Origin of the sequence: Achromobacter xylosoxidans, assembly GCF_001457475.1 — a bacterium.
Classification (GTDB): domain Bacteria; phylum Pseudomonadota; class Gammaproteobacteria; order Burkholderiales; family Burkholderiaceae_B; genus Achromobacter; species Achromobacter xylosoxidans.
The window spans coordinates 957,158-976,680 of record NZ_LN831029.1; the positions used below are offsets into that span (position 1 = coordinate 957,158).

A 19,523-nucleotide genomic window follows, 5' to 3' on the forward strand; every position below is an offset into this window, starting at 1 on the left:
GGAAACAGTTCCGCGTCAAACCGTATGGTTTACGGGGTTGCCCCATGGTATGGTCGTCACGGCATTCGAAGAATTCAAAATTAGAAATGCCCCCCTTCTGTGTGGTGGAACATGAGACATGATCTGACTGACCTGCGGCTATTCGTGAACGTGGGGGAAACGCTCAATCTGACCCGCGCGGCCGAACGCACCTTCCTGTCGCTGCCCGCCGCCAGCGCGCGCGTCAAGCACATGGAAGAGGCCTTCAAGGCGCGGCTGCTGGTGCGCATGGCCACGGGCGTGGCGCTGACCCCGGCCGGCGAGGTGCTGCTCAAGCACGCCAACGCGGTGTTCCGCCAGCTCGAATGCCTGAACGCCGACCTGCAGCCCTACGCCAGCGGCCTGAAGGGGCGGCTGCGCCTGCTGGCCAACACCACCGCCACCAATTCCTTCCTGGCGGACGCGCTGTCGACCTTCCTGGCCGAGAATCCCGACGTGGACGTCGAGCTGGAAGAGAAGATCTCGGGCGACATCGTCATCGCGATCCGCGCGGGCGCCGGCGACCTGGGGCTGGTGGCCGGCAACATCGACGTCGAGGGCCTGGATGTGACGCCGCTGTTCCGCGATGAGCTCACCGTGGTCACGGCGCTGGACCATCCGCTGGCGGCGTCGAAGTCGGCCCATTTCGCCGACCTGATCGATGCCTACCAGTTCGTCGGCATCCATCCCGACAGCGCCATCCAGACCTTCCTGGAGGACATCGCCAGCGGCCTGGGCAAGCGCATCTGCCAGCGCGTGCACGTGGGCAGTTTCGAGGCCGTGTGCCGCATGGTCGAGGCCGGCGCCGGCATCGCCGTGGTGCCGCGCGCCTGCGCGGCGCGCTACAGCCGGCCCGATGCCTTGCACGTGTTGAAACTGGAAGATCCCTGGGCCCTGCGCGACCGCCTGCTGTGCCGCCAGCGCGGCCGCGACCTGCCGAGCTTCGCCGAGTGCTTCATCGAGCACGTGCAGCGCGCGGCGCGGGGACAGTAGCCGCGGCGGGCGCGGTGTCATGCCGCGGCGAACGCGGTGTTCCGCCCGTCCTGACGGCTTGACGGTCCGCATGGCCGTCGCCGTGGCGCCACATCGGACCTGCGATAGTGTCCGATCAGCGAACACGGCATCGCGGCGAAAGAGGGGCTTTTGAAAATATGTAGCGGCAAAAGCGGCCGCGCGGCAAATAATAAAAAAAGCCCCGGCCGCGCCTGATGCGCGGACAGTAGAAAAATGGGGCCGGCAGGCGGCAAGCACCGCGTTGTTCCGGTGTGGTTTGCGGCCGCGCCACCGACAAGAACGACTCAGGAGACTGCCTTGCTAAATCCCCAACGCCGCCGCGTCATCGCGGGGCTGGGCGCTGCGTGCGCCACGACTCTGCTGCCCACTTTCGCCCGCGCCGCTGCCTGGCCCGGCCACGCCGTCACCTTCATCGTGCCGTTTCCGGCCGGCGGTCCGGTCGACACCACCGCGCGGTTCACCGCGCAGCCGCTGGGCCACCTGTGGTCGGTGCCTACTGTGGTGGACAACCGCTCGGGCGCCGGCGGCATCGTTGGCGCGCAGTTCGCCGCCAAGGCCGAGCCGGACGGCTACAACTTCTTCTTCGCCTCCATCCATCACGCGGTGCTGCCGAGCCTGCGGGACAACCTGACCTACGACATCAACCGTGATTTCGTGCCGGTGGGCATGGCGGCGGTGTTTCCGATCGTGCTGGTGGTGAACCCGTCGTTGCCGGTGACTTCGGTGAGCGAACTGATCGCCTATGCCAAGGCGAATCCGGGCAAGCTGTCGTTCAGTTCCTCCGGAACGGGCGGCGGCACGCATCTGGCGGGCGAGCTGTTCAATGCGATGGCGGGCGTGAAGATCCAGCACATTCCTTACCGGGGCAGCGCGCCGGCGATGCAGGATCTGCTGGGAGGGCAGGTGCAGGTGATGTTCGCGGACGGGCCGTCGGCGGTGCCGCATCTGAAGACGGGCAAGGTGCGCGCGTTGGGGGTGGGGAATCCGACGCGGTCGAGCATGTTGCCGGACGTGCCTACGATCGCCGAGTCTGGGTTGCCAGGCTACGAGGCGTACTCGTGGAGCGGGGTGCTGGCGCCGAAGGGGACGCCCGCCGACATCGTGGCGCGGGTCAATGCGGACATGGTGAAGGTGTTGTCGGATCCCGCGACGGCCAAGGCGATGGTGGCGGCGGGGGCGGAACCCAAGCCCGGCAGCCCGGAGGCGTTTGGGGCGTTCGTGCGCGGCGAGGTGGCCAAGTGGCGGGATGTGATCAAGAAGGCGGGGGTCAAATTGGAGTAGGGCTTTTGGGTTCTTTAGACGCGTGTGCGGGGGCAGGCGGGGGACGGCGGGGCTACGATTGCGGTCCGGAGCGTTCGCTCCGGACTGCCCCGGGCTCAACCTCGTACGCCTTCGGCTCCCTACGGTTTCCGCCGGGCGCATCTACACGCCCCGCCGTCCCCCGCCTGCCCCCGCACACGCTCGCGATGTGACTCAGCGACGCGGGTTGGGGAGGGGGGTGTTCTTGGCATTTTGGCCATCTTCGGCGTGGGGTTGGAGTAGCTTGCGGGGCCCGCGTCAAGGCGGCCGCGCGGGCGGCCTTTTGAGGCCTACGTGGTGTCTTGCGGTTTGGGATGACGCGGCGCGCTGGGGGGTGAGTGCGCGTCAGCGCGTCAGCGCAGCAGCGCGGTCTTGGCTTCCTGGTATTCCGTTTCCAGTTGGTTCACTAGTTCGGCCACCGACAGGACTTCCTGCGCGGCGCCCACGCCTTGGCCGGCGCTCCAGACGTCTTTCCAGGCTTTGGGCCGGGTGTTCTTGTCGAGGTTGGGCGGGGGGGCATCGTAATCGGGAAGTCGGGCGGGGTCGAGGCCCACGGCGCGGATGCTCTCGCTCAGGTAGTTGGCGGGCACGCCCGAGAAGTACGGGGTGTAGGTGACGTCGGCGGCCTGGGCGCGCAGGATCATTTCGCGGTAGGCGTCGTTGGCCAGGGATTCGCGGGTGGCGATGAAGCGGGTGCCCATGTAGGCGAAGTCGCAGCCCAGGGCCTGGGCTGCGAGGACGTCCTTGCCGTGGCTGATGCAGCCGGACAGGGCCAGGGGGCCGTCGTAAAAGGCACGGATTTCGTTGACCAGGGCGATCGGGTTGAGCCGGCCGGCATGGCCGCCGGCGCCGGCGGAGACCAGGATCAGGCCGTCGACGCCGGCATCCAGGGCGCGGCGGGCGTGGCGTACCGTGGTGACGTCGTGGTAGACCTGGCCGCCGTAGGCATGGACGGCGCGCACCACGGCTTCGGGCGGATGCAGCGAGGTGATCACCAGGGGCACGCGGCGCTCGGCGCAGATGGCAAGGTCGCCCTGCCAGCGGGCGTTGCTGGGGTGGACGATGAGGTTGACGCCGTAGGGCGCCACCCGCGCGCGCGGATCCGCGCGGCGGGCGGCGGCCAGGCGTTCTTCGATGCGGTTGATCCAGTCGTGCAATTGTTCCTGCGGCCTGGCGTTGAGCGAGGGGAAGGTGCCGATGATGCCGGCGCCGCATTGCGCCGCCACCAGGTCCGGGCCGGAGACCAGGAACATGGGAGCGCCGATGATGGGCAGTCGGGTCTGCGCGCGCAGTGCGGATGGCGTCATGGGCGGGTTCCGGTCGGGGTCAGTTGGCCTGGATGTTGGCGCTCTTGATCACATCGGCCCACAGGGCATATTCGCGGTCGATGCGCTGTTGCAGGGCGGCGGCGTCGCCGCTGTTGATGGTGTAGCCGCCGTCGGTCATGGCGCGGCGGAAGGCGGGGTCCTTCGATACCTCGGATAGCGCGAGTTTCAGGCGCGCCTGCACCGCGTCGGGCAGCTTGCGCGGGCCGACCAGCGCATACCAGCCGACCACCTCGTAGTCCTTCATGCCGGCCTCGATCATGGTGGGCACGTCGGGCAGCTCGGGGTTGCGGGTGCGCGAGGTGACCGCCAGCGCGCGCGCCTTGCCGCTCTTGATGAACGGAATCGCGGTGCTGGTGATGTCGAACATGAAGGTGATCTTGCCGCTGACCACGTCCATCATCGCCGGCGAGTTGCCGCGATAGGGCACGTGCAGCATCGGCACGCCGGCCTGCTTCTTCAGCAGTTCGGCCGAAAGGTGGTTCGACGCCCCGATGCCGGCCGAGCCGAACGACACGGCATCGGGATGGGCGCGGGCGTAGTCGACCAGCTCGCCCACGCTCTTTGCCGGGGCCTGCGGGCCGATCAGCAGCACGTTGGCGTAGTCGACCACCAGGCCGATCAGCGAGAAATCCTTGCGTGGATCGAACAGGGTGCTGCGCTGGACCAGTGGCGACATGGTCAGCGTGGGGCTGGCGGCAAAGCCCAGCAGGTAGCCGTCGGGCGGCGCCTTGGCGGTGGCGTCGGAAGCGATCATGCCGCTGGCGCCGGCGCGGTTCTCGACCACGACCGCCTGGCCCAGCTTGTCGCCCAGGTACTTGGCGAAGACGCGCGCGGTGGTGTCCACGGGGCCGCCGGGGGCGTAGCCCACCAGCAGGCGGATGGGACGGTCGGGGTAGGCGCTGTCGGCGGCGGCGCTGGCGCCGGTCGCCATGGCCGCCACGGCGGCGGCCGCGGCGAGCAGGGTCTTGATGTTCACGCTCATGTCTCCTTGTGGAATGAGCCGGTCGCGGAGCGGAACAGCGGGGCCGCGCCTACGCCAGCCTTTCTTTCAGCGGCTGCTTGAGGATCTTGCCGCTGACGGTGGTGGGAATCGTGTCGATGCAGTGGATCTGCGCCGGCCGCTTGTACGGCGCCAGCTGGGCGCGCAGGTGCAGCATCAGCAGATGGGTGTCCAGGCGCGCGCCGGCCAGGGGTTCGACGAAGGCGATGACTTCCTCGTTGTGGTCCTCGGTGGGGCGGCCCACCACCGCCGACAGGCGCACGCCGGGAAAGGCGTTGATGACCGCCTCCACCTCGATCGGGTAGACGTTGAAGCCGGAACGGATGATCAGGTCCTTGGAGCGGCCGGCGATGTAGAGCGCGCCGCGGTCGTCCAGGTAGCCGATGTCGCCGGTGTTGAGCCAGCCGCCAGGCAGCAGCGCCTGCGCGGTCTGCGCCGGGTCGCGGTAGTAGCCCAGCATCACGCCGGGGCCGCGGATCAGGATGTCGCCGCGTTCGCCCGGGCGCGGCGCGTCGGCGTCGGGACGGCCGATGCGCAATTGCACGCCATCCACCGCGTAGCCGGCGCTGCAATCGGTCGGCGGCGCATCGATGTCGGTGATGAACATGGAGCCGGCGTACTCGGTGATGCCATAGCCGTGGTGCATGGCGATACCGAAGTAGCGTTCGGCGTCGCGCTTGAGCGTGGGGTCGAGCGCCGCGCCGCCGGTGTAGAGATAGCGCAGCGCCGGGGCGCGCAATTCAGCGCGAGGCGGCGCGGCCGCCAGCATGCGGTTGAACATGGTCGGCACGCCCTGCAGGATGCTGACGCCGGGGTGGGCCAGCGCCTTGAAGGCATCCTCGGGATCGAAACGGCTGCGCAGCACCAGGCTGGCGCCGGCATGCAGCGTCGCCATCAGCACGGTGGCGATGCCGAAGATGTGCGACAGCGGCAGGGCGGCGTAGCCGATGTCCCGGGGCGTCAGGCGGCGCGACGCCGCGGAGACGCCGGCGAAGTGCAGCAGGCCGCGGTGCGGCACCATGACGCCCTTGGGCGCGCCGGTGGTGCCGGATGTGTAGATCACGGTGGCGACCTCGGCGGCCGGGGCGCCGGTTTCGGGTTGGGTCGGAGAATCCGCGCGCCGTGCCCGTATGCCAGGCCCCCAGGCGGCGGCATCGGCGGGTTGCGCTCCGGCCGCGTCGGCATGGGCGGCGGCGGCGCCGGAAACCCCGCTGGTGTAGAGCGTGATCTCGGGTTGGGCGTGGGCGCTGATGGCGGCGATTTCCCGCGCCGACAAGCGCGCGTTCACGCCAACCGGCCAGGCCCCGATGATGCCGCAGCCGAACAACGCGGCGATCATGGCGGCGCAGTTCTCGCCGACCATCAGCACGCGATGCCCCGGCCGTACGCCCGCCGCTGCCAGCCAGTCGGCCGCATCGCGGGCGCGCTGCCACAGTTGCGCATAGGTCAGGATGCCGCCGCCTTCCTCGTACAGGCAGATGGCGTCGGGCTGGCTGCCGGCCTGGCGGGCCAGCAGTTGGTGGATGCGGGTGAGCGGTTCGGCGTGCGACATGGTTGCTGCGGTCGGAATCAAAGCGTGGCGGCGGTGCCGAGGATGGCGGTGGCCTGGCTGGACAGCGTGCCGCCGTTGCCGTGCACCAGCGCCAGTTCGGCGTTGGCCACCTGGCGCGCGCCGGCCTCGCCACGCAGCTGCCGCACGGCCTCGATCATGATGAAGACGCCGTACATGCCCGGATGCACGCAGCACAGGCCGCCGCCGTTGGTGTTGACCGGCAGCCGCCCGCCGGGCGCGATGGCGCCGCCGGCGATGAAGTCCTTGCTCTCGCCCTTGGCGCAGAAGCCCAGGTCCTCCAGGAACAGCAGGGTGTTGATGGTGAAGGCGTCGTACAGCTCGACCACGTCGATGTCCTGGGCCGAGACGCCCGCCATGGCATAGGCGCGGCGGCCCGATACGCTGGCGGCGGTGACGGTCAGGTCTTCCATCGACGAGATCTGCCGGTTCCAGACGGCGGTGGCGTTGCCCAGCACGTAGACCGGCGGGCGCGGCAGGTCGCGGGCGCGGTCGGCGCGCACCAGCACGTAGGCGCCGGCGCCGTCGGTGACCAGGCAGCAATCGCGCACGCTCAAGGGATCGGACACCATGCGCGCGGCCAGGATCTGCTCCAGCGTGGCCGGCTCGCGCAACTGCGCCTCGGGATTGAGCTGGGCCCACTGGTTGGCGGCCAGCGCGACCTGCGCCAGGTGTTCGCGGCGGGTGCCGTACTGGTGCATGTGGCGCGCCGCGGCCAGCGCATACGACGACAGCGGGCTCAACGGTTCGTACGGCGTCTCGTAGGGCTGCGGATCGAACTGCTTGCGCACGCGGCCGATCTCGGCGCGGCTCAGCGTCGAGGTGCGCTGGGTGCTGCCATAGCAGACCAGCACCGCGTTGCATTGGCCCGAGGCCAGCGCGTGCAGCGCCGGCAGCAGGTGCGCCACGAAGCTGGAACCGCCCAGCATGGTGCTGTCGATGAAGCTGGGGCGGATGCCCAGGTGCTCGATGACCGGCATCGCCCACATCGGCGCGGCCACGCTGGCGGTGCAGATGCCGTCGATGTCGCGCATCGACAGGCCGGCGTCGGCCACGGCGCGCTGCGCTGCCTGCACCAGGATTTCCATTTCGGTGTAGCCGTTGGCCTGGCCCAGGCCGGCATGGCCGACGCCCGCCACCGCGACGGCGCCGCGCAGATCGTTCAGCGTCATTGCGCCTCCTTGTTGGGAACAAAGACCAGCAGGCCGCGGCCTTCCGTCACGGCCACCTGGGCCCGCACCGCCATGCCGATGCGCACGGCGTCGGGCGCCACGCCCTCGACCCGGCTCATCAGGCGCACGCCCTCGGCCAGGTCGACCAGCGCCACGTTGTAGTCGCCGCCCGCCTCGGGCTTGCGCCGCACGGTGGTGGTGGAATAGACCGTGCCGCGCCCGTCCGGCGTGCGCCAGGACAACTGGTCCGCGCCGCAATGCGGGCAGATCATGCGGGGATAGAACACGGCGCGGTCGCAGGCGTCGCAGTGCTGGATCTGGAAGCGTCCCTGGTCGAGCGCCTGGCGGTATTGCGCCTCGACGCCTTCGGTGGCGGATGGGTCGGTTGCGGTCATGGCATACGGTTTCGGATGGATGAGCCGCCAGTGTCGGGGCTGGCGCCGGCAGGAGCCATTCTTCATTGCTGAAGCAGGCCTTTTGCCGGCCCGTAGTGCCCGTGCCCTACACCGAGGCAAAAGGCGGTCTTCCGCAACCGCAGATTGTCCGGCGCCGGGTCGGCATGGCTAGATAGCCGCCAAAGGAGGTAGGCCATGAATCTGACCTGGACGCCGGAGGAGATCCGGTTCCGCGAAATGGTGCGCGCGTTCGCCGCCGATCGGCTGCCGCGGGACATCCGCGACAAGGTGCGCCGGCATCAGCGGCTGGAGCGCGACGACTACGTGCGCTGGCACAACATCCTGGCCGACCAGGGCTGGGGCGCGCCGAACTGGCCGGTCGAACACGGCGGCACCGGCTGGAACGCGCTGGAACGGCTGATCTTCGAAGTGGAATGCTTCAAGGCCGGCGCGCCGCGCCTGCTGCCGTTCGGCCTGTCCATGATCGGCCCGGTGCTGATGAAGTACGGCAGCGCCGAGCAGCAGGCGCGCTTCCTGCCGCGCATGCCGCGGGTGCAGGACTGGTGGTGCCAGGGCTATTCCGAGCCCGGCTCGGGGTCGGACCTGGCCTCGCTCAAGACCCGCGCGGTGCGCGATGGGGATGAATACGTGGTCAACGGCCAGAAGACCTGGACCACGCTGGCGCAGTACGCCGACTGGATGTTCTGCCTGGCGCGCACCGATCCCGACGCGCGCGCCCAGCGCGGCATCTCGATGCTGCTGCTGGACATGCGCGCGCCGGGCGTGACCGTGCGCCCGATCCGCACGCTCGACGGCGGCCATGATGTCAACGAGGTCTGGCTGGAGAACGTGCGGGTGCCCGTGGCCAACCTGGTGGGCGAGGAGAACCAGGGCTGGACGTACGCCAAGTACCTGCTGGGCCACGAGCGCACTGGCATCGCCGGCCTGGGCCATTGCCATCGCGAACTCGGCATCCTCAAGGACATGGCCGCGCGCGCCACTTCGCGCGGCCGGCCGCTGCTGGCCGACAGCCGCATGCGCGACCGCATCTCGCGCATCGAGGTCGACATCATGGCGCTGGAAATGCTGCTGCTGCGCGTGGCGGCAAGCAACGGCGGCACGCCCGGCCCGGAGGCCTCGGTGCTCAAGATCCGGGGTTCCGAGATCCAGCAGGACCTGGCCATGCTGCAGATGGAAATCGCCGGTCCCGACGCCTGGCCCTACGATCCCGAATGGATGCTGGCCGATGCCGCCTATCACGGCCCCGGCCCGGAGATGGCGGCGGCCTCGGGTGCGGGCTATGCCGACATGCGCAAGACCTCGATCTACGGCGGCACCACCGAAGTGCAGAAGGGCATCATCGCCCGCCTGGTGCTGGGCCTGTAGGCCCGGCCCGCATCCGCAAGGAACACGACGCATGGATTTCCTCTATACCGAAGAACAGCGCATGCTGGCCGACAGCCTGCGCCGCCTGGTGGACCAGGCATGGACCCGCCCGCAGCGCCGCGCCCGCGAGGCCGCGGGCCGGCTCGATCCGGCGGCCTGGAGCGCGCTGGCCGAGCTGGGCGTGCTGGGCCTGAACATCCCGCAAGAAGCGGGCGGCTTTGGCGAAGTGCCGGCCAGCCTGCTGCCGGTACACCTGGAGCTGGGGCGCGGACTGGTGGCCGAGCCGGTGATTCCCAGCGCGGTGATGGGCGCGGCCCTGATCGGCGCCTGCGACGACAAGGCGCGTGACCGCTGGCTGCCGGACATCGCGTCGGGCGACAAGGTGGTCAGCGTGGCCTACCAGGAACCCGGGCGCCGCTATCAGGCCGATCCCGAGGGCTGCCGCGCGACGCGCAGCGGCGACGGCTGGCGGCTGGATGGCGCCAAGCACCTGGTGTGGCACGGCGCGGCGGCCCACGCCTGGCTGGTGAGCGCGCGCGGGGAAGACGGCGTCACGCTGCTGCTGGCGGTGCCGGCGGACGCCGCCGGGGTGCGCGTCACCGATACGCCAACGCTGGACGGCGCGCGCTGCGCCCGGCTCGATTTCGATGCCGTATCGCTGGGCGCCGATGCCCTGCTGGCGCAAGGCGAGGCGGCCGACGCGGCCTTGGCGCAGGCGTTGCAATGGGGCACGGCGGCGCTGTGCGCCCATGCGGCGGGCGCGATGGAACGGTTGCTGGAGATCACCGTCGACTATCTCAAGACGCGCAAGCAGTTCGGCCAGCCGCTGGCCGCGTTCCAGGCGCTGCAGCATCGCCTGGCCGAGATGCTGGTGGCCAAGGAACTGGCGCTGTCCATGGCCTATGTGGCCGTGGCCGCGCTGACCGAAGCGGACACGGCGCAGCGCCGCCGCATGCTGGCCTCGGCCAAGCTCGAAACCGCGCGCGCCGGCCGGCTGGTGGCGCAGATGGCGGTGCAGCTGCACGGCGGCATGGGCATGACGGACGAACTGGAGGTCGGCGATTACTTCAAGCGCCTGACGGTCGCGGACCTGCTGCTGGGCGACAGCGCCGAGCAACTGGCGGTGCTGGAGGAACTGGCATGAGCGCCGCCGACTATACCCATATCACGTTCACCCTGGAGCAGGGCGTGGGCGTCATCACGCTCAACCGCCCCGAGCGCCTGAACAGCTTCACCGCGGTCATGCACGCCGAACTGGCGCGGGCGCTGGACGCGCTGCAAGCGCACGCCGGATTGCGCGGCGTGATCCTGACCGGCGCCGGCCGCGGCTTCTGCGCCGGCCAGGACCTGGGCGAGCGCAAGCCGGCAGAGGACGGCTCGCGCCGCGACCTGAGCGAGAACCTGGAAAAGCTGTACAAGCCGCTCATCATGCGGCTGCGCGCGCTGCCGGCGCCGGTGGTGTGCGTGATGAACGGCGTCGCGGCCGGCGCAGGCGCCAGCCTGGTGCTGGCGTGCGACGTGGTGTTCGCGGTGGAGTCGGCTCGCTTCATCCAGGCCTTCAGCAAGATCGGCCTGTTGCCGGACGCGGGCGGCACCTGGTTCCTGCCGCGCCTGGTGGGCACGGCGCGGGCCATGGGCGCGGCTCTGTTCGGCGAGGCCGTCAGCGCGCGCCAGGCCGAGGCGTGGGGGCTGATCTGGCGCGTCGTGCCGGACGCGGCGCTGGCGGCAACCCTGGCCGACGTGCGCGCCACGCTGGCGGCCGGACCCACCCGCGCCTATGCCGCCACCAAGGCCGCCCTGCATGCCTCCAGCGGCAACACGCTGGCGCAGCAGTTCGATCTGGAATGCGCCTTGCAGCGCGAACTGGGCTACACCGACGATTACCTGGAAGGCATGCGCGCCTTTGCGCAGAAGCGCGCGCCGGCGTTCACCGGACGCTAGGGCCCGCGGCGCGAGGCTCCTTGTCGTGTGAACAGCCTGCTGGACGTGGCATCGCGGCGCGCGGGACGGCTGGGGCGCCTCCCGCCGCCAGCGCGTCACGCGGCCGCCGGCTGCCGGATCTGTTCGATCAGTTCGCGGGCGCAGCCGGGCAGGGCGTCGATATCGCGCACCAGCAGCTTGCGTTCGCGCACCACCCAGGGCTCGTCCAGCTCCACCACGCGCAGCTTCATCTCCGCGCCGTAGCGGCGCGCGGCCGAATCCGGGATCACGCCGACGCCGACGCCCGCCTGCACCATCCGGCAGATGGAATCGAAGCTGTAAAGCTGGATGCGTTGCGGCAGGCGCTGGCCGATGCGCTCGAGCTGGTCGCGCAGGAACGCCACCAGGGTCGAGCCCTCATGCATGGTGATGAACGGATAGCGCACCGCGTCGGCCAGCTTGACCTTGTCCTGGTCCTGCAGGGGGTGGCCGTTGGGCACCACCAGCACCAGCCGGTCGGTGCTGAAGTGGATGGTCTGCAATTCAGGGGCGTCGACCGGGCCGGCGACGATGCCCAGGTCGGTGGTGCCGTCCAGCACGCCGCGCACGATGTCACGGGTCAGGCGTTCCTGCAGGTCGACCGTGACGCCGGGGTGGCCCGCCAGGAAGCGCGCCAGGATGTCGGGCATGAATTCCGTCACTGCCGTGGTATTGGCGAAAATGCGGATGTGGCCGGCGTCGCCGTCGGCCTGTTCCTGGAAGTCGTGCTTCAGGTGATCGACCTGGCGCATGATGACCCGCGCGTGCTGCAACAGCCGCTGGCCGGCCGGGGTGATTTCCACGCCGCGGCTGTCGCGGTACAACAGGCGGGTATTGAGCTGGTTCTCCAGCGCCTTGATCCGCACGCTGACGGCGGCCAGCGACAGGTGCGCCCGCTTGGCGGCCTGCGTCAGGCTGGGGGATTCGGCGATGTGGATGAAAAGGCGGAGGTCGGCGAGATCGAAGTGCATGGCGCCTATATTACGGCGGCCGGCGCCGGGCGCACGATTCAGGCGCCCCAAACCCGGCCTTGAGTAAAAATGAATTCACAGCGCCCGCGCCATGCGGGATGCTAGCCGCCAGGACATTTACCAAAGGAATATCGGCATGACATCGACAGACCCGGCCGGCTGGATCGGCAGCGGCGAGCGCCAGGCGGACGCGCTGGACCCTGGCCATGCGGCGCGCATCGCCGCCACGCTGGGCGGCCCCGCGCCCGCCGTGGGCGATCCCTTGCCCCCCTTGTGGCAGTGGGCGTTCTTCATCAGCACGGTCGCGGCCGACGGATTGGGGACGGATGGGCACCCGGCTCGCGGCGGCTTCCTGCCGCCGGCGCAGGACCGCAACCGCATGTGGGCCGGCGGCCGCGTCGAATTCCGCCAGCCGCTTCGGGTGGGCGTGCCGGCCGAACGGGTCTCGGTGGTGGCCGACGTCAAGGAAAAGGCCGGCCGCACCGGCGCGCTGCTGTTCGTGACGGTGCGCCACGAATACCGCCAGGACGGCGAGGTGGCCATCCTGGAAGAGCAGGACATCGTCTACCGCCAGCCCACGCCGCCCAAGCTCACCGGCACCGAGCCGGCGCCGCAGGCCCAGTGGCGCGACACCATCGAACCCACCTCGGTGCTGCTGTTCCGCTATTCCGCCGTGACCTTCAACGGCCATCGCATCCACTACGACCATCCCTACGTCACCGGCACCGAAGGCTATCCGGGCCTGGTGGTGCACGGCCCGTTGATCGCCACCGAGATGGTCGCCGCCTTCCTGCGCGCCCACCCCGGCGCGCGTCCCACGCACCTGTCGTACCGCGGCCTGCGGCCGCTGATTTCACCCACGCCTTTCCAGGTGGCCGGCCGGGTCGAGGAACCGGGCCTGGCCCGGCTCTGGGCCGAGCAGGACGGCACGCTGGCCCACCAGGCCGAACTGAGGTTCACCGCATGAGCACGCCAGCCCCCCGCCCGCTGGACGGCATCACCGTCGTCAGCCTCGAGCACGCCATCGCCGCGCCGTTCTGCACCCGCCAGCTGGCGGACATGGGCGCGCGCGTCATCAAGATCGAACGCCCCGGCGCGGGCGACTTCGCCCGCGGCTACGACGAGCGCGTGCGTGGCCTGTCGTCGCACTTCGTCTGGACCAACCGTTCCAAGGAAAGCCTGACGCTGGACCTCAAGCGCGACGAAGCCGGCGACATCATGGAACGCCTGCTGCAACAGGCCGACGTGCTGGTGCAGAACCTGGCCCCCGGCGCCGCGGCGCGCCTGGGGCTGTCGTTCGAGGCGCTGCACGCCAAGTATCCGCGCCTGATCGTCTGCGACATCTCCGGCTATGGCGAAGGCGGTCCCTACCAGGACAAGAAGGCCTACGACCTGCTGATCCAGAGCGAAAGCGGCTTCCTGTCGGTCACCGGCACCGCCGACGACCCGGTCAAGGCCGGCTGCTCCATCGCCGACATCTCGGCCGGCATGTACGCCTATTCCGCCATCCTCAACGCGCTGCTGCTGCGCCAGAAGACCGGCCTGGGCAGCCGCCTGGACGTCTCCATGCTCGAAAGCATGGTCGAGTGGATGGGCTTCCCGATGTACTACGCGTTCGAGGGCGCCAAGCCGCCGGTGCGCGCCGGCGCGGCCCACGCCTCGATCTACCCGTACGGCCCGTTCCCCACCGGCGACGGCAACACCATCATGCTGGGCTTGCAGAACGAACGCGAATGGCGCGTGTTCTGCGCCCAGGTGCTGCGCCAGGCCGAACTGGCCGAGGACCCGCGCTTTGCCACCAATTCGCTGCGCACCGCCAACCGCGAGGCCCTGCGCGCGCTGATCGTGGCGGCCTTCGCCGACCTCAGCGTGCAGCAGGTCACCGACCGGCTGGAGGACGCGCAGATCGCCAACGCCCGCGTCAACGACATGGCCGGGGTCTGGGCCCACCCGCAATTGCGGGCGCGCGATCGCTGGAGCCAGGTCGACAGCCCGGCCGGCACGCTGCCGGCGCTGCTGCCGCCGGCCAGCAGCAACGCCTTCGCGCCGCGCATGGCGGCGGTGCCCGCCGTGGGCGAGAACACGGATGCGGTGCTAGCATCATTGGGATACGCGCCCGAACAGGTGGCGCGATTCCATGCTTCGGAGGTGGTGTGATGCATTCCGTCGTTCGTACCGCGCTGTTCGTGCCGGCCTCCCGTGCCGAACGCATCCCCAAGGCCCTGGCCAGCGGCGCCGACGCCGTCATCGTCGACCTGGAAGACGCGGTCGAGCACCTGGCCAAGGCCTCGGCGCGCGAAGCGCTCTGTGACTTCCTGGGCACCCAGCCGCAGGCGCGGGTCTGGGTGCGCATCAACGACGCCTCCACCTCGTGGCACGACGACGACCTGAAGGCCTGCCGCGGCAAGCCCGCGGTGGCCGGCATCCTGCTGCCCAAGGCCGAAAGCCTGGCGCAGGTGCGCCACGTGGCGCAGACCGGGCTGCCGGTCATTCCCATCCTGGAAACCGCGCGCGGCATCCTCAACGCCGCCGAGGTCGCGGGCACGCCCGGCGTGGCGCGGCTGGCGTTCGGCAGCCTCGACTATGGCCTGGACCTGGGCGTGGCGCCGGACACGGCCGGCGCCGAGACCGTGCTGGACCAGGCCCGCGTGCAGGTGCTGCTGCATACCCGGTCCGCCGGCCTGGCGCCGGCGCTGGACGGCGTGTTCCCGGGCGTGGAGGATCAGGACGGCCTGTCCGCCGCCGCCGCGCGCGCGCTGCAGATGGGATTCGGCGGCATGCTGTGCATCCATCCCGCGCAGGTGCCGGTGATCCACGCCGCCTTCGCGCCCGATCCGGCCGAGTTGGCCTGGGCCCGCCGCGTGGTCGACGCGCATCGCGACAAGGCCACCGGCACCTTCATGCTCGACGGCAAGATGGTGGACGCGCCCGTCATCACCCGCGCCCGCCGCGTGCTGGCGCAGGCCGGCGAAGCCAGCGCCGGTTGATCCCGTCCGGCGTTGTCCGGCCTACAATCCGGCAACCCTTTCCGCGGACGGTCTCATGAGTGCAGCGCTTTTCATCGGGCATACCTACATCGACGTCACCGTGCTGGCCGACGAATGGCCCACCGGCGACGAGAAAAGCGTGGCGCGCGACTACGCCGTGTCGTTCGGCGGCAATGCCGTCACCGCGGCGTTCGCCTGCGGCAGGCTGGGCACGAAGCCCGACCTGATCTGCTCGCTGGCGCCGGACTGGCTCGGCCACATGTACACCGACATGGCGGCCGCGCACGGCGTCACGCTGCACGGGCGCCAGGTGCGGCGCTCGTCGCTGTCGTTCATCATGCCCAACCATGGCAAGCGCGCCATCGTGCGGGCGCGCGATGCCGACTACCTGAACGATTTCCCGCGCCTGGACGTCAGCGGCTACCGCGCGCTGCACCTGGACGGCCACCAGCCCGACGCCGCGCTGCACTATGCGCGCGCCTGCCGCCAGGCCGGCATCCTGACCTCGCTCGATGGCGGCGGCGTGCGCGAGAACACCGACGAACTGCTGCGCCACATCGACGTGGCCGTCTGCGCCGAACGCATGTGCGAGCAGCTGGACCTGTCGCCGCATGGCTTGCTGGACCTGCTGAAACAGCGAGGCTGCCGCATCGGGGCGGTGACGCTGGGCGAGCGCGGCATGCTCTGGTACGACGAAACCGGCGCGGTCGACACGCTGCCGTCGCTGGACGTGCCGGCCGACCGCATCATCGATACCTCCGGCGCAGGCGACGTGTTCCACGGCGCCTATGTCTGGTCGTACGTCAACCGGCCCGAGCTGGCCTGGCAGGAACACTTCACCTTCGCCCGCGCCGCCTCGGCGCACAAGATCCAGCACCTGGGCAACGAGGCCGGACTGCCCGGCGTGGACGACGTCGAACGCGCCATGCTGGCGTTCGCGCCCAAGGCGTGACGCGGCCGCAGGGCCGATCTTCAAGGTAATCAGGAAGGCGGCGGCAACCGTGCCGCCAGGCGCTGTTCAGTCCAGCCGTTCGATCGGCTGGTCGGTGATGTCGCCGAGCCAGGCGTCGAGGCCGCGGCCGGCCAGCGTCAGCGTCGGCGCCAGGTCGCGCAGCGGACGCAGCACGAAAGCGCGCAACTGCATGCGCGGGTGAGGCAGGACTAGGCGCTCATGCGCCATGGCGGCGTCGCCATGCAGCAGCAGGTCCAGGTCGAGGGTACGCGGCGCGTTGCGATAGGGCCGCTCACGGCCATGGCGCAATTCCAGCGCCTGCAGCAGATCCAGCAGGTCGAGAGGCGCCAGCGTGGTGTCGAGCGCGGCGACCGCGTTGACGAAGTCCGGGCCGGTGGCGTCCACCGGCGCCGTGCGGTAGAACGGCGAGGCCGTCACCGCGATGATGCCGTCGGTGGCGGCCAGCTCGGCCAGCACGCTGCGCAACGTTGCCGCGCTGTCGCCCAGGTTGGCGCCCAGCCCGATGTAGGCGCGCACGGGGGCGGCCATGGCTTTATTCGGCGCCGCCGGCACTGCCCGCGGCGCTGCCCGCGCCACGCGAGGACGAGCGGCGGCGCGGCCGGCGCTTGCGCGCCGATGGCGCCGGGCCGTCGCTGGCGTCGCGCGGCAGGCGCGAGACTTCCTCGATCATGTCGGCGCGGGTGGCGTCGTCGGCGTTGGCCAGGTCCATCCACCACTGCGCCAGCACGCTGTCGAACTCGCCGGCGGCGGCCCGCAGTTGCAGGAAGTCGCAGGCGGCTCGGAAGCGCGGCTGCTCGATCATGCGGAAGATGGTCTTGCCCATGCGGCGCTCGAAGCGCGGCTGCATGAACCAGATCTCGCGCATGTCCGACGAGAAGCGGCGCTGGATCGCGAGCTTCTCGGTCTGCTCGTCGAGCACCGAGTCGGCGGCCTGCGACAGCGCCGGGATGGTGTGTTCGCCCTGGGCGCGCAGCTGCTTCCAGCGCACCTCCACCTGTTGCCACAGCAGCGCGGCGAACAGGAAGCTGGGGCTGATGGTCTTGCCGGCGCGCACGCGGGCGTCGGTGCGTTCCAGCGCCAGTTCCACGAAGTGCTCGCCGCCCGGCTGTTCCAGCACCACGTCCAGCAGCGGCAGCAGGCCGTTGTGCAGGCCGTCGGCGCGCAGCTGGCGCAGGCAGTCCATGGCGTGGCCGCAGGTCAGCAGCTTGAGCATCTCGTCGAACAGGCGCGAAGCCGGCACGTTCTCGATCAGGTCGGCCATGGTGCGGATCGGCTGGCGCGTGGCCGGGTCGATCGTGCCGTTCAGCTTGGCGGCGAAACGCACCGCGCGCAGCATGCGCACCGGATCTTCGCGGTAGCGCTTGGCCGGGTCGCCGATCATGCGGATCTGGCGCTTTTTCAGGTCGGCCACGCCGTTGTGGAAGTCGATGACTTCCTCGTTGTGCGGGTCGTAGTACAGCGCGTTCATGGTGAAGTCGCGGCGCGCCGCGTCTTCCTCGTGCGTGCCGAACACGTTGTCGCGCAGGATGCGGCCGTGCGCGTCGGTTTCCTGGTCTTCCGAGGCGGGCGCGCGGAAGGTGGAGGTCTCGATGATTTCCTGGCCGAACACCACGTGCACCAGCTGGAAGCGGCGGCCGATGATGCGGGCGCGGCGGAACAGCGGGCGGATCTGCTCGGGCGTGGCGTTGGTGGCGACGTCGAAGTCCTTGGGTTCCAGGCCGACGATCAGGTCGCGTACCGCGCCGCCGACGATATAGGCTTCATAGCCGTGCTGGCGCAGCACCTCGCATACCTTGATGGCGTGGCGCGAGACGTTGCGGCGGTCGATGCCGTGCTTGTCGCGTCCGATGCGCAAAGGCCCCCGGGCTGCCGGCGCGAACAGTCGGCCGACGAATTTTTTTATGGTTTCGGTGATCATTTAGGACTTGGCATCCATGACGTGGTCGAACAGATCGATCACTTGCCAGCCGCGTTCCTGCGCGATGGCGCGCAGGGCGGGGCTGGGGTTGGCGGCGATCGGGCGGGTCACCTTTTCGAGCAGCGGGACATCGTTGACCGAATCACTATAGAAAAACGATTCGGGGAAATCCGCAAGCCCCAGGCCCATGGCCGCCAGCCAGTCGTGGACGCGCACGACCTTGCCTTCCTTGAAGCTGGGGGTGCCGAGGATGCGGCCGGTGTAGCGGCCGCGCTGGACTTCGGCGTCGGTGGCCACCAGGTGGGGGATGCCGAAGGCGCGGGCGATGGGGGCGGTGACGAAACTGTTGGTGGCGGTGACCACGGCGCACAGATCACCCGCCATCAGGTGCGATTCGACCAGCGCGCGCGCGGCGGGCGTGATCGACGGGCGGATGACCTCGGCCATGAAATCCTCGTGCCAGGCGGCCAGCTCGAACGGCGCGTGCGCCGCCAGCAGCCCCAGCATGAACTCGGCTGCCTGCTCGGCGGTGAGCTCGCCGCGGTTGTAGCGGTCCATCAGGTCGTCGTTCTGGCGGCGGGCCTCGGCGGGATCGCCGGCGCGGCCGGTGCGCGCCAGGTAGTCGGCCCATTGGTAGTCGCTGTCCAGCGGCAGCAGGGTGTGATCCAGGTCGAACAGGGCGAGACGTCGGGAGGTCATGTGCGTTGCGAATCGGGGTCTGCGAGCATGGCGCGCAGCAGGGGCAGGGTGATGGGACGGCCGGTGGCCAGGGAGTAGCGGTCCAGCGCGTCCAGCAACGCCGCCAGCTTGCGGATGTCGCGCTCGTGGTGCGTCAACATCCAGTTGATGATTTCGGGCGCCAGGTGCAGGCCGCGTTCGGCCGCCTGGGCCGCCAGCGCCGCCAGCTTGTCGGCGTCGGAAAGGGGATCGAGGCGGAACACCAGGTCCCAGCCCAGCCGGGTGCGCAGGTCTTCGCGCAGCGGCATCGACAGCGTCGAGCGGTCGCCGGCCACGGCCAGCGCGAAGGCGCGGCCGGTGGCGGCCGATTCGCGCCAGCGGTTGTACAGGGCAAAGAGGCCTGCCTGGCGGTGCTCGTCCATGAGGTGCACGTCGTCCACCGCCACGAACTTGGGCATGGGCGACTTGGAGTCGGCCTCGGCCAGCACGCGCAGGATGTTGGCGCTGTTGGCCGCTTCGATGTAGACGGCGTCGGGGCGCGCGGTCAGCGCGCGCAGCAGGTGGCTGCGGCCGCAGCCGGCCGAGCCCCAGATGTACAGCGCGCGACCGGGAGCGAGCGTGCGCACGGCCGCCAGCGCCTCTCCGTTGGGACCGGCGATGAAATTGTTCAGCGAGGGCGCTGGCGCGGGAAGAACGTCGAGCAGCAGCTGGCGGTTCATGAGAGGTTATCGATCAGGCGGGTAGAGCCAGGCTCCGGGGTGAGCCCATGGCCGGCGGCGGCGTTGCCCGCCAGAAACTGGCAAAATCGCTATCGGCCAACCCTACACTTTAAACCACCCGGGGCGCCGGTGTCGC

At 70.0% G+C, this 19,523-nt stretch carries 19 protein-coding genes; 9 read left to right on the forward strand and 10 right to left on the reverse strand.

Annotated elements, in window-relative coordinates; genetic code table 11:
• Positions 1 to 111: 111 nt before the first annotated feature.
• Both AT699_RS04435 and AT699_RS04440 read left to right on the forward strand, forming a co-directional pair.
• Entirely contained in the window at positions 112 to 1,011 is a 900-nt protein-coding gene (locus AT699_RS04435; RefSeq protein ID WP_026382350.1) for a LysR family transcriptional regulator, read from the forward strand.
• Positions 1,012 to 1,329: 318 nt separating this feature from the next.
• Positions 1,330 to 2,313, forward strand: coding sequence for a Bug family tripartite tricarboxylate transporter substrate binding protein (locus AT699_RS04440; protein ID WP_024067796.1), 984 nt, complete (start codon positions 1,330 to 1,332; stop codon positions 2,311 to 2,313).
• 371 nt (positions 2,314 to 2,684) lie between these two features.
• Here AT699_RS04440 and AT699_RS04445 read toward each other — a convergent pair whose 3' ends face one another.
• The 5 genes from AT699_RS04445 to AT699_RS04465 are packed head-to-tail and all read right to left on the reverse strand — an operon-like array spanning position 2,685 to position 7,796.
• Positions 2,685 to 3,638: an NAD(P)H-dependent flavin oxidoreductase gene (locus AT699_RS04445; RefSeq protein ID WP_006388873.1), complete on the reverse strand. Its 954-nt coding sequence runs from the start codon at positions 3,636 to 3,638 to the stop codon at positions 2,685 to 2,687.
• A 19-nt stretch (positions 3,639 to 3,657) separates the two neighbouring features.
• Entirely contained in the window at positions 3,658 to 4,635 is a 978-nt protein-coding gene (locus AT699_RS04450; RefSeq protein WP_024067797.1) for a Bug family tripartite tricarboxylate transporter substrate binding protein, read from the reverse strand.
• Positions 4,636 to 4,690: 55 nt separating this feature from the next.
• Positions 4,691 to 6,211 (reverse strand): class I adenylate-forming enzyme family protein, encoded by a 1,521-nt coding sequence (locus AT699_RS04455; RefSeq protein WP_024067798.1) that lies wholly within the window; start codon positions 6,209 to 6,211, stop codon positions 4,691 to 4,693.
• A 17-nt stretch (positions 6,212 to 6,228) separates the two neighbouring features.
• Positions 6,229 to 7,401: a thiolase gene (locus tag AT699_RS04460; RefSeq protein ID WP_024067799.1), complete on the reverse strand. Its 1,173-nt coding sequence runs from the start codon at positions 7,399 to 7,401 to the stop codon at positions 6,229 to 6,231.
• Positions 7,398 to 7,796, reverse strand: a complete 399-nt coding sequence (locus AT699_RS04465; protein WP_024067800.1) for a Zn-ribbon domain-containing OB-fold protein — start codon at positions 7,794 to 7,796, stop codon at positions 7,398 to 7,400. Before AT699_RS04465 ends, AT699_RS04460 begins: the two co-directional genes overlap by 4 nt.
• A 195-nt stretch (positions 7,797 to 7,991) precedes the next feature.
• On the opposite strand from AT699_RS04465, the gene AT699_RS04470 reads away from it, so the two are divergent.
• From AT699_RS04470 to paaG, 3 genes are read left to right on the forward strand one after another with little or no spacing between them, the layout of a single operon-like run.
• Positions 7,992 to 9,182, forward strand: coding sequence for an acyl-CoA dehydrogenase family protein (locus AT699_RS04470; protein ID WP_006388878.1), 1,191 nt, complete (start codon positions 7,992 to 7,994; stop codon positions 9,180 to 9,182).
• Positions 9,183 to 9,213: 31 nt separating this feature from the next.
• Positions 9,214 to 10,326, forward strand: a complete 1,113-nt coding sequence (locus tag AT699_RS04475) for an acyl-CoA dehydrogenase family protein (RefSeq protein WP_024067801.1) — start codon at positions 9,214 to 9,216, stop codon at positions 10,324 to 10,326.
• Complete coding sequence (gene paaG, locus AT699_RS04480) at positions 10,323 to 11,123, forward strand: 2-(1,2-epoxy-1,2-dihydrophenyl)acetyl-CoA isomerase PaaG (protein WP_024067802.1); 801 nt, start codon at positions 10,323 to 10,325, stop codon at positions 11,121 to 11,123. The genes AT699_RS04475 and paaG overlap by 4 nt, the downstream gene beginning before the upstream one ends.
• 95 nt (positions 11,124 to 11,218) lie before the next feature.
• Here paaG and AT699_RS04485 read toward each other — a convergent pair whose 3' ends face one another.
• Positions 11,219 to 12,112: a LysR substrate-binding domain-containing protein gene (locus tag AT699_RS04485; RefSeq protein WP_006388881.1), complete on the reverse strand. Its 894-nt coding sequence runs from the start codon at positions 12,110 to 12,112 to the stop codon at positions 11,219 to 11,221.
• A 136-nt stretch (positions 12,113 to 12,248) separates the two neighbouring features.
• Here AT699_RS04485 and AT699_RS04490 point away from each other — a divergent pair, with 136 nt between their 5' ends.
• From AT699_RS04490 to AT699_RS04505, 4 genes are read left to right on the forward strand one after another with little or no spacing between them, the layout of a single operon-like run.
• Positions 12,249 to 13,079 carry an HTD2 family dehydratase gene (locus tag AT699_RS04490; RefSeq protein WP_006388882.1) on the forward strand — a complete coding sequence of 277 codons (831 nt, stop codon included), beginning with the start codon at positions 12,249 to 12,251 and terminating at the stop codon, positions 13,077 to 13,079.
• On the forward strand, positions 13,076 to 14,269 hold the full coding sequence (locus tag AT699_RS04495) for a CaiB/BaiF CoA transferase family protein (protein WP_006388883.1): 1,194 nt from the start codon (positions 13,076 to 13,078) through the stop codon (positions 14,267 to 14,269). The genes AT699_RS04490 and AT699_RS04495 overlap by 4 nt, the downstream gene beginning before the upstream one ends.
• Entirely contained in the window at positions 14,266 to 15,099 is an 834-nt protein-coding gene (locus AT699_RS04500) for an HpcH/HpaI aldolase/citrate lyase family protein (RefSeq protein WP_035183801.1), read from the forward strand. The genes AT699_RS04495 and AT699_RS04500 overlap by 4 nt, the downstream gene beginning before the upstream one ends.
• Before the next feature lie 55 nt (positions 15,100 to 15,154).
• On the forward strand, positions 15,155 to 16,051 hold the full coding sequence (locus AT699_RS04505) for a sugar kinase (protein WP_006388885.1): 897 nt from the start codon (positions 15,155 to 15,157) through the stop codon (positions 16,049 to 16,051).
• Positions 16,052 to 16,117: 66 nt separating this feature from the next.
• On the opposite strand, the gene AT699_RS04510 is transcribed toward AT699_RS04505, so the two are convergent.
• The 4 genes from AT699_RS04510 to hda are packed head-to-tail and all read right to left on the reverse strand — an operon-like array spanning position 16,118 to position 19,387.
• Positions 16,118 to 16,600 carry a 2-amino-4-hydroxy-6-hydroxymethyldihydropteridine diphosphokinase gene (locus AT699_RS04510; protein ID WP_020925063.1) on the reverse strand — a complete coding sequence of 161 codons (483 nt, stop codon included), beginning with the start codon at positions 16,598 to 16,600 and terminating at the stop codon, positions 16,118 to 16,120.
• Between the two features lie 4 nt (positions 16,601 to 16,604).
• On the reverse strand, positions 16,605 to 17,990 hold the full coding sequence (gene pcnB, locus AT699_RS04515; RefSeq protein ID WP_020925062.1) for a polynucleotide adenylyltransferase PcnB: 1,386 nt from the start codon (positions 17,988 to 17,990) through the stop codon (positions 16,605 to 16,607).
• Positions 17,991 to 18,689: an HAD family hydrolase gene (locus AT699_RS04520; protein ID WP_024067803.1), complete on the reverse strand. Its 699-nt coding sequence runs from the start codon at positions 18,687 to 18,689 to the stop codon at positions 17,991 to 17,993.
• The gene (gene hda / locus AT699_RS04525; RefSeq protein ID WP_006388889.1) at positions 18,686 to 19,387 is read right to left on the reverse strand and encodes a DnaA regulatory inactivator Hda; all 702 of its coding nucleotides are present in this window, start codon (positions 19,385 to 19,387) and stop codon (positions 18,686 to 18,688) included. The genes AT699_RS04520 and hda overlap by 4 nt, the downstream gene beginning before the upstream one ends.
• Positions 19,388 to 19,523 lie beyond the last annotated feature (136 nt).